Below are 13,061 nucleotides of genomic sequence, written 5' to 3'. Positions count from 1 at the left end.
GTCGTTGGGGGGGCACCGCCCCCCCAACGACATAACGGGCCCCCGCCCAACCCCGTTGGGCACACGAATCCCGCCGCGAGCGGGTGACGGGAATCGAACCCGCATGGTCAGCTTGGAAGGCTGGGGCTCTGCCATTGAGCTACACCCGCGTTGGTGATCGGGACGAGCTTACCCCGTAGGATGTGGAAGCAACGCCTCGGGGCGTAGCGTAGTGGCCAGCGCGCCTGCTTTGGGTGCAGGAGATCGGGAGTTCGAGTCTCCCCGCCCCGACCGATACTCTCGGCGCGTCACCCCGTCCAACGTCGTACCAGGAGACCGCCGCGCCGTGAAGGCCACCAAGGAGACCCTCAGTCCGACCCGGGTCAAGCTCACTGTCGAGGTGCCCTTCGACGAGCTCAAGCCGTCCGTCGATGCCACCTATCGCAAGCTGGCGCGCCAGGTGCGTGTCAGCGGTTTCCGCCCGGGCAAGGTGCCGCCGCGCATCCTTGACCAGCGCCTGGGGCGGGGCGTGATCCTCGACGAGGCGATCCAGGAGGCGCTGCCGCAGTTCTACTCGGAGGCTGTGCAGGCCGAGGAGGTGGATGTCCTGTCGCGACCGGAGGTGGACATCACCGAGTTCGCCGACGGGTCGCAGCTCGTGTTCACCGCCGAGGTGGATGTCCGTCCGCAGGTGACACTGCCGGAGTTTGGTGATCTGGAACTGGTCGTCGAGCCGGCTGTCGTGTCGGATGAGAAGGTCGACGAGTACCTCGGCACGCTGCGTGACCGGTTTGCCGTGCTGAAGCCGGTGGAGCGTCCGGTGCAGGAGGGCGACTTCGTCTCACTGGACCTGTCGGCGTCGGTCGACGGTGAGGCGATCGAGGATGCGACCGCGACCGGGATGTCCTACGAGGTGGGCAGCGGCAACCTGATCGACGGCATCGACGAGGCGATCACCGGCGCCGCGGACGGCGACGAGCGCACGTTCGACACCGAGCTGATGGCCGGCGAGTACGCCGGGCGGACGGCACAGGTGACGGCTGTCGTCCGTGGGGTGAAGGAGAAGGAGCTCCCGGCGCTCGACGACGACTTCGCGACCACGGCGAGCGAGTTCGACACGCTGGAGGAGCTGCGGACCGACGTCCGGGGGCGGCTCGAGACGAGCCGGAAGGCCGAGCAGCTCGGCGAGGCCCGCGACAAGCTGTTGGACAAGCTGGTGGAGCTCGTCGAGGTGCCGGTGCCGGAGTCGGTGCTGGCGGGTGAGCTGGAGGCGCGGGAGCACCGGCTGGGCCACGAGCTGGAGCACATCGGTACGGATCGGGCCACGTACCTGGAGACGCTCGGCCAGTCGGAGGAGGAGTTCGACGCCGAGGTCCGGAAGTCCGCGGACAAGGCCATCCGTTCGCAGTTCATCCTGGACGCGGTGATCGACGCCGAGTCGATCGGGCTGGACCAGGGTGAGCTGATGGAGCAGATCCTGATGCGGGCGCAGCGGGCCGGTGTGCAGCCGGACCAGTACGCCCAGCAGCTGGCGCAGGGCGAGGGCCTGACGGCGCTGATGGCGGATGTGCTCCGTACGAAGGCGCTCTTCCTGCTGTTGGAGAACGCGAAGGTTGCGGATACCGAGGGCAACCCGGTCGAGCTGAACCTGCCGCGCCGTCCGGCGGCTGACGCCGAGGACGACGTCGAGGACATCTCGGACGAGCTGGACGCCGAGGAGCTGGCGATCGGTGGCTCCGCGACGGTGTCGCAGGGCGATGACGCGGCCGAGGTGGCAGCGGAGTCGGCTGCCGCGGAGGACACGTCGGCGGCGGACGCCGCACCGGGGTCCGACGCGAAGTAGCGGTGTGGCCCGGCAGGTGCCGGGCGTGCGGATGTCGTCTGGACGGCCTCCGGAGGCTGGCCCTGTGGGCCTTGGCTCCGGAGGCCGTCCGCGTGTCCGGGGGCCACTGGTGGACACCGGGAGGCACGCTGTCGGCCCGGCGCGGGCGGGGCGCCTCCCGGGCCGCGACCGGCCAGGCGCCGATGCCGGACTGGCCCAGCCTCACGCCCAGCGCGAACATCGAAGGAGAAGCACCGGAACCGGCTCGGGTCACAGATAGTGTCGAGCCGGTCAATCAGATGCCGCCAAAGGAAGCCGAGGATCCGACCGTGAGTGACATCGCCGCCCCTCGCCTGGCTGTCCCGGGCCCGAGTCTCCGTTCTCCCGGACAGAGCGGCCCCGGCTTCGACGAGCAGGTGTTCAACCGTCTGCTCCGTGAGCGGATCATCTTCCTGGGCTCGGTGGTGGAGGACTCGATCGCCAACGCGATCTGCGCGCAGCTGCTGCTGCTCAACGCCGAGGACCCCAACCGGGACATCTTCCTGTACATCAACTCGCCCGGCGGCTCGGTCAGCGCCGGTATGGCGATCTACGACACGATGCAGTACGTCGAGAACGACGTCGCCACGGTGTCCCTCGGCCTGGCCGCGTCGATGGGGCAGTTCCTGCTCTGCGCGGGCGCGCCGGGCAAGCGCTACTCGCTGCCGCACGCGCGGATCATGATGCACCAGCCCTCCGGCGGCATCGGCGGCACGGCCTCCGACATCGCGATCCAGGCCGAGCAGATGCTCTACACGAAGCGGATGATGCAGGAGCGCATCGCGTTCCACACCGGTCAGCCCGTCGAGCAGATCGAGCGCGACTCCGACCGCGACCGCTGGTTCACCGCGGAGGAAGCGAAGGACTACGGCTTCGTGGACCACGTCGTCCAGCGGGCCCGCCAGGTTCCCAGCGAAGGCCCGGTGAGCTGACGTCCGCCGCGGCCGCGAGCCGTCCCGACCCTCGTCACCCGCTCTCCTCGGAGGCAGTCACCATGCACGGATCACAGGGCTACTACGGAACGCAGAGCCGTTACGTCCTCCCCAACATCATCGAGAAGACGTCCCGCGGTGAGTACGGGATGGACCCGTACTCGAAGCTCCTCAAGGAGCGGATCGTCTTCCTCGGCGCGCCGATCGACGACACGTCCGCGAACGACGTGATGGCGCAGCTGCTGTTCCTGGAGTCCGAGGACCCGGACCGGGACATCTCGATCTACATCAACTCGCCGGGTGGATCGTTCACCTCGCTGACCGCCATCTACGACACGATGCAGTTCGTGCGGCCGGACATCCAGACGATCTGCATGGGCCAGGCGGCGTCCGCGGCAGCGGTGCTGCTGGCGGCGGGCACACCCGGCAAGCGGTTCGCGCTGCAGAACAGCCGGATCCTCATCCACCAGCCGTCGGCGCAGGGTGAGGGCCAGTCGAGCGACATCGAGATCCAGGCGCGCGAGATCCTGCGGATGCGCACGCTGCTGGAGCGGATGCTCGCCGAGCACACCGGCCGCAACGAGGAGGACGTCCGCAAGGACATCGAGCGCGACAAGATCCTCAGCTCCGACGAGGCCAAGGAGTACGGCATCATCGACGAGGTCATCAAGACCCGGAAGTCCTCGCGGCTCGCCGCCTCGCGCTGACCGAGCCTGGCACCTTCCGGGCAGTGGAGCGGCTGCGGCCGGATCTCGGCGAGAGCACCTCGGGAGCTGCCGGCGGAAGCACTGGAGCCCGGTGGGTCCGGACGCCCCGACACGGGTGCCCGGACCGGCCTGGCAAGCCCGGTCGACGGGCTGCGGACAGGCCAGGCTGTGGTCTCCGAGTGCCTGTCAGCGGGTCCGTCAGGCTCATCGGTGGCGGGTCGGATGCGACGGGCTGGCATCACCACCTCTCATATCGGACACCCGGGCCGGCTGTAGCGCTGAACGGGCTGTGTGGACGAGCGGGGACGGGCCTGATGACCGTAGGCTGACCGGTATGAGCCCATCGATTGGGCTCTCACGGGACGTCCCCGCGGGGTACCGTCCCCACGGGGACGGATAGAGGCAGACACGCGACGACCGGGCGGTGTGCACCGCCCCCGACACGCAGGCGACACCATCGTCTGGACGAAGGGACTGAGTCCTCGGTGGCACGCATCGGTGATGGCGGTGACCTGCTCAAGTGCTCCTTCTGCGGTAAGTCGCAGAAGCAGGTGAAGAAGCTGATCGCCGGCCCAGGCGTCTACATCTGCGATGAGTGCATCGATCTCTGCAACGAGATCATCGAGGAGGAGCTCTCCGAGTCCTCGGAGCTGAAGTGGGAGGAACTCCCCAAGCCCCGGGAGATCTACGAGTTCCTCGACGGGTACGTGGTGGGCCAGGAGACGGCGAAGAAGACGCTCTCGGTGGCCGTCTACAACCACTACAAGCGGGTGCAGGCGGGCGGCGCGTCCGGCGGTGACGCTGCGAAGAGCGAGGTCGAGCTCGCCAAGAGCAACATTCTCCTGCTCGGTCCGACCGGATGCGGCAAGACACTCCTCGCCCAGACCCTGGCCCGGATGCTCAATGTGCCGTTCGCCATCGCGGACGCCACGGCTCTCACCGAGGCCGGCTATGTCGGCGAGGATGTTGAGAACATTCTTCTCAAACTCATCCAGGCCGCCGACTACGACGTCAAAAAGGCCGAGACGGGCATCATCTACATCGACGAGGTCGACAAGATCGCCCGAAAGTCGGAGAACCCCAGCATCACGCGGGACGTCTCGGGTGAGGGCGTGCAGCAGGCGCTGCTGAAGATTCTCGAGGGAACCACCGCGAGCGTGCCGCCGCAGGGCGGCCGGAAACACCCGCATCAGGAGTTCATCCAGATCGACACGACGAACGTGCTGTTCATCGTGGGCGGGGCGTTTGCCGGGCTCGACCGCATCATCGAATCCCGCATCGGGAAGAAGTCGCTCGGCTTCCGCGCCGTGCTGCACGGCAAGGACGACCCGGACTCCTCGAACGTCTTCGGCGACATCATGCCGGAGGACCTGCTCAAGTACGGGATGATCCCGGAGTTCATCGGCCGTCTGCCGATCATCACCAGCGTGTCCAACCTGGACCGCGAGGCGCTGATCCGGATCCTCACCGAGCCGAAGAACGCACTGGTTCGCCAGTACAAGCGGCTGTTCGAGCTGGACGGTGTCGACCTCGACTTCACCACCGACGCCCTCGAGGCCATCGCCGACCAGGCGATCCTGCGCGGGACGGGAGCCCGCGGCCTGCGGGCGATCATGGAGGAGGTCCTGCTCTCGGTGATGTACGACATCCCGAGCCGCAAGGACGTCGCCCGTGCGGTGATCACCCGCGAGGTCGTGTTGGAGCACGTCAACCCCACGCTGGTCCCTCGGGACGTCGCGGCGTCCAAGCGCACACCACGCCAGGAGAAGTCAGCCTGACGCCCGCGGCCGGCGCGATGGCCGCACGATCTGGACCGGTTCGGGCCCCATGGCGATCGCCGCCGCGGGGCCCGTCCGCTGATGCCATAACCTCGGCCTCGTGACAGACGCACGCACGGGGAGCACGCCGGACGACGTCGCCGGCCTCGCCCGAGTGGAGAAGGCGCTCGCCGGTCGGTTCCCGCACCGGATGCTTCCCGACCTGGAACGGATGCGGGACCTCGTCGACCTGCTGGGCCATCCCGAGCAGTCGTTCCCGACGATCCACATCACCGGCACGAACGGCAAGACGTCCACCGCTCGGATGATCGACGCGCTGCTGCGGGCGTTCGGCCTGCGGCCGGGCCGGTACACCTCGCCGCATCTGGAGACCGTCACCGAGCGGATCAGCATCAACGGTGCCCCCGCCAGCGCGGAGGTGTTCGCCCGGGCCTACGACGACGTGATCCCGTACGCCGAGCTGATCGACACCCGGCATCCCGATCGGGTGACCTTCTTCGAACTGCTCACCGCGATGGCCTTCGCCGCCTTCGCGGACGCACCGGTCGACGTCGGCGTCATCGAGGTCGGCATGGGCGGTACCTGGGACGCCACGAACGTCGTCGACGCCGGTGTCTCGGTGATCACCCCCGTCTCGCTGGACCACCCGGAGCTGGGCTCCACCGTCGAGGCCGTCGCCGCGGAGAAGGCCGGGATCATCCGGCCCGACGCACTCGTCGTACTGGCCCAGCAGACGCTGCCGGCCGCGGAGGTGCTGCTGCGTCGGGCCTCCGAGGTCGGTGCGACCGTGGCCCGCGAGGGTCTGGAGTTCGGAGTGGTCGGCCGGCGTCCGGCCGTCGGTGGCCAGATGCTGACCCTGCGCGCCCTGGGCGGGACCTACGAGGAGGTCTTCCTGCCCCTGCACGGCGTGCACCAGGCGCACAACGCGGCGGTGGCCCTGGCCGCGGTCGAGGCGTTCCTCGGCGGCGGGCAGAACCAGCTGGACGCCGACGCCGTCCTCGCCGGTTTCGCGCAGGCCGACTCGCCCGGGCGGCTGGAGGTGGTACGGCGTTCGCCGACCATCGTGCTGGACGGTGCGCACAACGTCGCCGGTGCCCAGGCCCTGGCCGCGGCCGTCGGCGAGGCGTTCGGCTTCGACACGCTGGTCGGTGTCGTCGGGATGCTGAGCGACAAGGACGCGGAGGGCATCCTCGCCGCGCTGGAGCCCGTCCTGAGCAGCATTGTGATCACGCAGAGCAGCTCGCCACGGGCCATGGGCGCGGACGACCTGGCCGCGGTCGCCGTGGACATCTTCGACCCGGACCGGGTCGAGGTCGCCCCCCGGCTTGACGACGCGCTGGAGGCCGCCGTTCGGCTTGCCGAGGAGGAGGGCGAGCTTGGCGGGACCGGTGTCCTGGTCACCGGCTCGCTGGTGACCGTCGGCGAGGCCCGCCACCTCCTCCGCCGTTGACCCGCTGCGCTGCTTGTTTGCGCCGCTGTTGATCGCTCCGTCCGTGCGGCCACCGCGGGCACTCCGACGGGTGGGTCGGGGGAGTGCCCGCACCGGGCACGATCGCTGACCCTGTAAGTTTGCCCAGGGCCAACCCGGTCGCCCTCGCCGCGCGAGGGACCGGTCGCCCGCCCGCGTCGAAGATGACGAAACGAGTCTGAAGGAGTCCCGTGTCCGCCGAGCGCACCCTCATCCTGGTCAAGCCCGATGGCGTCAGCCGCGGCCTCGTCGGTGAGGTCATCGGCCGCCTCGAGCGCAAGGGGCTGAAGATCGTGGCTCTGCAGCTGCGCACGCTCGAGCGCTCGGTTGCCGAGACCCACTACGGCGAGCACTCCAGCAAGCCGTTCTTTGGCGAGCTGGTCGACTTCATCACCTCCGGCCCGCTGGTCGCGCTGGTCGCCGAGGGTCCGCGTGCGACGGAGGCGGCGCGCGGCCTCATCGGCGCCACCGACCCGGTGAAGGCCGCTCCCGGCTCGCTGCGGGGCGACTTCGCCCTGGAGATCGGCGAGAACCTGGTCCACGGGTCGGACTCGCCGGAGTCGGCCAAGCGTGAGATCGACCTGTTCTTCCCCGGCCTGAGCTGACCGGCCGGCAGGCCGGCCGTCTCGCCCGCTGCCAGGCCGCCGGCCTCACCTGATGCGGGTGGTCGACCGGCGCCACGCAGGGTGAGTCCAGGGCCGATGGCGGCGCCGCCGCGCCGCCTCGGCCCGGCGGGGCCCGCGCCGCCCGGATGGTGGCGGGTACTCCGTCCCCACCTGGGGTGGTCGGCGTCCAGGCCCGGTCGCCCGATCGGTACCGGAGCGCCTTCTCGTGGGCTTGCGTCCACGGCCGGTGCGGATTCGGCCGGCGTGCCGTGCGCGCCCCGCTTCGCATGGGGTGACACGCTTCCCGGTCGGCCCGGCGACGCCGCCGGGGGCGGTCTACGCTTTCAACTGCCCGGAGCGTGCCCGACAGGTCGCCGTGACCGTCCTCCCAGTCGGTTGTGGCGAACGTTTCCACGCGAGGCGCATCCGGGCCGTCCCGCCCGCTCGACGAACTCTGTACGTGTTTCGCGCGTTGGTCGGGGATGAGCCGGTCGGTGCCGCTCGCGCGCGCCGTCCGGACTTGTCCCCTCTCGCGCCCCTCGGGAAGGCCGGCACCCGACGATGTCCAGTTCGCTGTCGTTCCTCGGTCGTGACATGGCCGTCGACCTCGGTACCGCCAACACGCTCGTCTACGTCCGTGGCAGGGGCATCGTTCTCAACGAGCCCAGTGTGGTCGCGATCAACACGACCACCTCCGGAATCCTCGCGGTCGGAACCGACGCGAAGAGGATGATCGGCCGCACCCCGGGCAATGTCGTGGCGGTCCGCCCGTTGAAGGACGGCGTCATCGCCGACTTCGAGACGACGGAGCGGATGCTGCGCTACTTCATCCAGAAGGTGCACCGCCGCAGGCACTTCGCCAAGCCCCGGCTGGTGGTGTGTGTTCCGTCCGGCATCACCGGTGTGGAGCAGCGGGCTGTCAAGGACGCCGGCTACCAGGCGGGCGCGCGCAAGGTCTACATCATCGAGGAGCCGATGGCGGCGGCGATCGGCGCGGGCCTGCCCGTGCACGAGCCGACCGGCAACATGGTCGTCGACATCGGCGGCGGCACGACGGAGGTCGCGGTCATCTCGCTCGGTGGCATCGTCACGAGCCAGTCGATCCGCACCGCCGGTGACGAGCTGGACACGGCGATCATCTCCTACGTCAAGAAGGAGTACTCGCTGATGCTCGGCGAGCGGACCGCCGAGGAGATCAAGATGGCGATCGGCTCGGCGCACAAGATCCCGGACGAGCCGAGTGCGGAGATCCGCGGCCGCGACCTCGTCACGGGGCTGCCCAAGACGATCGTGGTGACCGCCGAGGAGATCCGCAAGGCGATCGAGGAGCCGGTGAACGCGGTGATCGACGCGGTCAAGGTGACCCTCGACCGGTGCCCGCCGGAGCTGTCCGGCGACATCATGGACCGCGGCATCGTCCTGACCGGCGGCGGCGCGCTGCTGCGTGGGCTGGACGAACGGCTGCGGCACGAGACCGGCATGCCGATCCACATCGCGGAGAACCCGCTGCACTCGGTGGCGATGGGGTCGGGCAAGTGCGTCGAGGAGTTCGAGGCCCTGCAGCAGGTTCTGATCTCCGAACCGAAGCGCTGACCCGCGGGCCCGGGCCGGTGGGCGTTCCGTGAACGGGGGTGCTCGCCGGCCCGCGGCAGCCCGGTGGCCGGTGGTCGGCGAGTGGTGGGCGGTGGCAGTGCTGGGCCCGGCCGTCAGCCGGCCCGTGCGGCAGGAGGACGGCAGCGGTGATGGAGGGTCGACGTGGGACGTGACACCAGGCGCTCACGCCTTGTCATCGCCGTCCTGCTCGTCCTCGCCTTCACGCTGATCACAGTCGACTACCGGACGGGCGATTCCGCCACCGGGGTGCGTGGTGCGCTGCACTCGGTGGTCGGCGGTGTGGAGAACGCGGTGACCACCGTGACCCGCCCCATCGGGCGGACGGTCTCCTCGCTGACCCATCCCAACCGCTACCACGACCGCGCTGACCGGCTCGCCGAGGAGAACGCGACGCTGCGCCGGTCGATCGCGGACGACGCCGAGATCGACCGCCTGGCCGGGGAGCTCTCCGCACTGCGCCTGCTCGCCGACAAGGGGCAGTACACGATCGTTCCGGCCCGGGTCATCGCGGTCGGCGACGTCACCGGGATGGACTGGACGGTCACCATCAACGCGGGACGCCGCGACGGGCTCGCCGTCGACAAGGTCGTGGTGAACACCGCGGGCCTGGTGGGGACGGTGGCCTCGGTGACCGACCAGACCGCCGTCATCAAGCTGATCTGTGACCCGACGAGCCGGATCGGCGCCCGGCTGGAAACCACGCAGCTCCTTGGCGCCGTCGCCGGGGGGCAGGGACCGAAGAACCTGACCTTCACCCTCTATGACGCCTCGTACCAGGTAAAAGAGGGTGACCGATTGGTTACGTTTGGTAGTCTCGACTATGTGGCGGGCGTACCGATCGGCGAGGTGACGAAGGTGGTCGACGTCGGCGGTCTCTCGCGCACCGCCGAGGTGCGCCCCTTCGTCTCGATCGGCACCCTCGACCTGGTGGGCGTCATCGTCGGGGGCCCGCCGGGCGACCCGGGCGACCGTGTCCTGCCGCCGCGCGAGGTGCCGCCGGCCGGCGGCACACAGCCACCTGCCGACGCCCCCGCGTCGACCGCGCCGGCCGGCACCGCGCCTGCCGGTCAGGATGCGGCTGGCGGGCAGCAGCAGGCCGGCCAGCAGGGCGCCGGGCAGCAGGGCGCCGGGCAGCCATCGCAGGGGCGGAACCAGGCCGGCACAGGTGCGTCGACCCAGGGCGCCGGGTGAGATCGCATGTGGGACAGCGGTTTTTCTGAGGAGCGGCTGCACCCGCGCGCGTTCGCGGCCGCGGCCGTCCTGCTGCTGGTCGCCGTGGTCCTGCAGGTGTCCGTGGTCGCCCGGCTGGGCGCCCCGCTCGGCCGGCCCGATCTGGTGCTCGTCCTGCTGGCGGTCGTCGCGCTGATCGAGGGGCCGCTGCTCGGTGCTGTCCTCGGGTTCGCGGTGGGTCTGCTGGCCGATCTGCTCTCCAGCCACGTGATCGGGCAGACGGCACTCGTGCTGTGCCTGGTCGGCTACCTCACGGGCCTGGTGATGAACGCGGCCGAACGGTCGATCGCCGTGCCGCTGGCGGCGGTCGGCGCGGCGGCGGCCCTCGGCACCCTGGGTAACGCCGCGGCGACGGCCCTGCTTGGCGACGCCGCTCTCACCAGTGGCCAGGCCCTTCTGCGGGCTCTTGCCGCCGGTATCTACGGGCTGCTGGTCACCCCGTTCCTGTTCCCGCTCGCCCTCGCCGCCGCACGCAGGCTGCACCGGGAGCGGGGCCGGCTGTGAGCGACCGGATGCGGATCCGCCTGCTCATCCTGCGGGTCCTCGTGCTTTCCCTGCTGGTCACGCTGGGCGCCAGGCTGTGGGTGCTGCAGATCCTCGACGGCGAGCGCTACCGCCAGGTCGCCGAGACGAACCGGGTCCGCGAGGTGGTCACTCCGGCGACCCGCGGCATGATCGTCGACGACGAGGGCCAGCCCCTCGTCCGCAACCGCACCTCGCTGGTCATCTCGGTGAACCGGTCGACCATCGACCGGCAGGACGACAAGGGCCGGGCCGTCCTCGACCGGCTGGCCACCGTGATCGGCGCTCCCCCGGCGGAGCTCGAACAGCGAGTCCGTTTCTGTTCGGCCACCGTGAAGGCCCCGTGCTGGAACGGCTCGCCCTACCAGCCGGTCCCCGTGGCCAAGGACGTGACCCCCGCCCAGGCGCTCGCGGTGATCGAGCATCCTGACCGCTTCCCCGGTGTGTCGGCCGACCTGCAGGCCGTCCGCGAGTACCCCAACGGCGCGCTCGCCGCGCACGAGCTGGGCTACCTCGCGCCCGTCTCCCAGGACCAGCTCGACGGCCAGGGCGACGAGAAAGGCTATCACCTCAACAGCCTGATCGGCGTCGCCGGCCTGGAGTACACCTACGACGACGCGCTGCGCGGTGCGGACGGGGTCGAGCGGCTCGAGGTCGACCGCTTCGGCCGGGTCGCCGGAACCGAGTCCACGACCCCGCCGGTCAGTGGCGACCACCTGGTGCTCAACCTCGACCTGGACGTCCAGCGCGCCGCCGAGGGGGCGCTGGCCCGGACTCTCGACAAGCTCGGCGGGGGCGCGCGGACGGCGTCCGCCGTCGTCCTGGACGTGCGGACCGGCGGTGTCGTGGCGCTCGCCAGCCTGCCCACGTACGACCCCTCCGTGTTCGTCGGCGGGATCTCGCAGGCCGACTACTCCGCGCTGTCCGACCCGGTGAACGGCACCCCGCTGCTGTCACGGGCCTACCAGGGCTCCGCCGCCGCCGCCTCGACGTTCAAGGTCGTCTCCACCGCGGTCGCGATGGAGCACATGGGTGCGAAGGGCGATGAAAAATTCGACTGCGCGCCGACCCTGCAGGTCGGTGACCAGGTCTTCCACAACTTCGACGGGTCGTCCGCCGGGCCCATCACACTGCACCAGGCGCTGGTCATCTCCTGCGACGTCATCTTCGACAAGTTCGCCTACGACGCCTGGGTCGCCGACGGTGGGCTGCGCAACGGCCGTGGTCCCTACGCCGAGCCGGCGGAGCACTTCGTCCGCATGGCCGAGGGCATGGGCTTCGGCAGGCGCACCGGTATCGACCTCCCCGGCGAGACCTCGGGCGCCGTGGTCGACCGCGCGGACGCGCGCAGGATCTGGGAGGAACTGAAGGACTCCTACTGCCGGCGGGCACAGAGCGGCTACCCGGAGGAACCCGACCCGGTCAAGGCCGAGCGGTTCCGCAAGTACGCGGCCGAGGCCTGCGTGGACGGTTACCTGTACAACGCCGGCGCCGCCGTGCAGTTCTCCATCGGCCAGGGGCAGTACCTCTCGGTCAGCCCGCTGCAGCTCGCGTCCGCCTACGCAGCCATCGCCAACGGCGGAACCCTCTACAAGCCCACCCTCGCCCGGGCGACGATCTCGCCGGACGGGACGAAGCAGACGCCGATCCAGCCGACCGTCACCGGTCGACTGCCCATCTCGCCGGAGAACCTCGCCTACATCCGCGGCGGCCTGACCGGGGTGACGACCGAAGCGGGCGGCACGGCTACGGGGACGTTCGCCGACTGGCCCAGCGACCTGGTGCCCGTCGCGGGCAAGACCGGCACCGCCGAGGTCGAGGGCAAGGACGACACCTCGTGGTTCGCCTCCTTCGCCCCGGCGAACGACCCACAGTTCGCGGTTGTCGTGAGCATCCCGGAATCCGGTACCGGAGCGGAGTACGCGGCGCCGGTGGCGAAGGAGATCTACCAGGCCATCTACGGGGTCGGCGTGCCCGGGGCCCTGCCCGGAGGCAAGCCACCCGCCAGCCTGCCCGAGCTGGGGCGCGACGGAACGTTCGGCGGCGGCCCCGGCGGCCCCGCCACGTCCGACACCCCTGCCACGTCGCCCCAGGCCGGAGCGCCGGGAGTAAGCGGTGCTTCCGCCCCGGCGGAGCCCACGCCCGGGGCGACCACAGCGGGCACGACGACGGTCACCGGAGCGGTGCAGCCCACCGCGCTCACGCCCGCGGCGCCGAGCACCGTGGCCACCGTCGCGGGCGGCGGACACGGAGCGGCGCCGTCCCAGGATGCCGACGGGTCGCCTCCCGCCGCCCGGGAGCCCCCGCCCGACGACCGCGGCCGGTCCCCGCCCTGAGACCACGAGACCACCGCCCTCCGGCGCGG

General features: G+C 70.5%; 10 protein-coding genes and 2 tRNA genes. 11 read left to right on the top strand and 1 reads right to left on the bottom strand.

Features of this window, described 5'->3' with window-relative positions; all coding sequences use genetic code 11:
* Nucleotides 1-78: 78 nt before the first annotated feature.
* Nucleotides 79-149 (bottom strand) — tRNA-Gly (locus AB1460_RS18575).
* Nucleotides 150-197: 48 nt separating this feature from the next.
* On the opposite strand from AB1460_RS18575, the gene AB1460_RS18570 reads away from it, so the two are divergent.
* The 11 genes from AB1460_RS18570 to mrdA all read left to right on the top strand — a co-directional run bounded on the left by AB1460_RS18570 (nucleotide 198) and on the right by mrdA (nucleotide 13,032).
* A tRNA-Pro gene (locus tag AB1460_RS18570) sits at nucleotides 198-270 on the top strand.
* A gap of 55 nt (nucleotides 271-325) precedes the next feature.
* Nucleotides 326-1,822 carry a trigger factor gene (tig, locus tag AB1460_RS18565; protein ID WP_368962819.1) on the top strand — a complete coding sequence of 499 codons (1,497 nt, stop codon included), beginning with the start codon at nucleotides 326-328 and terminating at the stop codon, nucleotides 1,820-1,822.
* A gap of 308 nt (nucleotides 1,823-2,130) precedes the next feature.
* Nucleotides 2,131-2,772: an ATP-dependent Clp protease proteolytic subunit gene (locus tag AB1460_RS18560; RefSeq protein WP_026310572.1), complete on the top strand. Its 642-nt coding sequence runs from the start codon at nucleotides 2,131-2,133 to the stop codon at nucleotides 2,770-2,772.
* 62 nt (nucleotides 2,773-2,834) lie between these two features.
* Nucleotides 2,835-3,479, top strand: a complete 645-nt coding sequence (locus AB1460_RS18555; protein ID WP_018634850.1) for an ATP-dependent Clp protease proteolytic subunit — start codon at nucleotides 2,835-2,837, stop codon at nucleotides 3,477-3,479.
* Between the two features lie 485 nt (nucleotides 3,480-3,964).
* Nucleotides 3,965-5,257: an ATP-dependent Clp protease ATP-binding subunit ClpX gene (gene clpX, locus AB1460_RS18550; RefSeq protein ID WP_018634851.1), complete on the top strand. Its 1,293-nt coding sequence runs from the start codon at nucleotides 3,965-3,967 to the stop codon at nucleotides 5,255-5,257.
* Nucleotides 5,258-5,357: 100 nt separating this feature from the next.
* Nucleotides 5,358-6,707 carry a bifunctional folylpolyglutamate synthase/dihydrofolate synthase gene (locus AB1460_RS18545; protein WP_368962818.1) on the top strand — a complete coding sequence of 450 codons (1,350 nt, stop codon included), beginning with the start codon at nucleotides 5,358-5,360 and terminating at the stop codon, nucleotides 6,705-6,707.
* A gap of 209 nt (nucleotides 6,708-6,916) precedes the next feature.
* Nucleotides 6,917-7,330: a nucleoside-diphosphate kinase gene (gene ndk, locus AB1460_RS18540; RefSeq protein ID WP_018634853.1), complete on the top strand. Its 414-nt coding sequence runs from the start codon at nucleotides 6,917-6,919 to the stop codon at nucleotides 7,328-7,330.
* 561 nt (nucleotides 7,331-7,891) lie between these two features.
* Nucleotides 7,892-8,923: a rod shape-determining protein gene (locus tag AB1460_RS18535; protein WP_020462738.1), complete on the top strand. Its 1,032-nt coding sequence runs from the start codon at nucleotides 7,892-7,894 to the stop codon at nucleotides 8,921-8,923.
* 162 nt (nucleotides 8,924-9,085) lie between these two features.
* On the top strand, nucleotides 9,086-10,135 hold the full coding sequence (gene mreC / locus AB1460_RS18530) for a rod shape-determining protein MreC (protein WP_368962816.1): 1,050 nt from the start codon (nucleotides 9,086-9,088) through the stop codon (nucleotides 10,133-10,135).
* Nucleotides 10,136-10,141: 6 nt separating this feature from the next.
* The gene (gene mreD / locus AB1460_RS18525; RefSeq protein WP_368962815.1) at nucleotides 10,142-10,678 is read left to right on the top strand and encodes a rod shape-determining protein MreD; all 537 of its coding nucleotides are present in this window, start codon (nucleotides 10,142-10,144) and stop codon (nucleotides 10,676-10,678) included.
* Complete coding sequence (gene mrdA, locus AB1460_RS18520) at nucleotides 10,675-13,032, top strand: penicillin-binding protein 2 (protein WP_368962814.1); 2,358 nt, start codon at nucleotides 10,675-10,677, stop codon at nucleotides 13,030-13,032. Before mreD ends, mrdA begins: the two co-directional genes overlap by 4 nt.
* Nucleotides 13,033-13,061: the final 29 nt, after the last annotated feature.

It is taken from the genome of Parafrankia sp. FMc2, assembly GCF_041008525.1.
Classification (GTDB): Bacteria; Actinomycetota; Actinomycetes; order Frankiales; family Frankiaceae; genus Parafrankia.
The sequence above is the reverse complement of the archived record's forward strand: the minus strand, read 5'-3'. Positions and strand labels throughout refer to the sequence as shown.

Bases quoted from the DNA above. Each gene is read 5' to 3' on its own strand.
- AB1460_RS18555 (WP_018634850.1), top strand. From the start codon at position 2,835: ATGCACGGATCACAGGGCTACTACGGAACGCAGAGCCGTTACGTCCTC.
- AB1460_RS18535 (WP_020462738.1), top strand. From the start codon at position 7,892: ATGTCCAGTTCGCTGTCGTTCCTCGGTCGTGACATGGCCGTCGACCTC.
- mreD (WP_368962815.1), top strand. From the start codon at position 10,142: ATGTGGGACAGCGGTTTTTCTGAGGAGCGGCTGCACCCGCGCGCGTTC.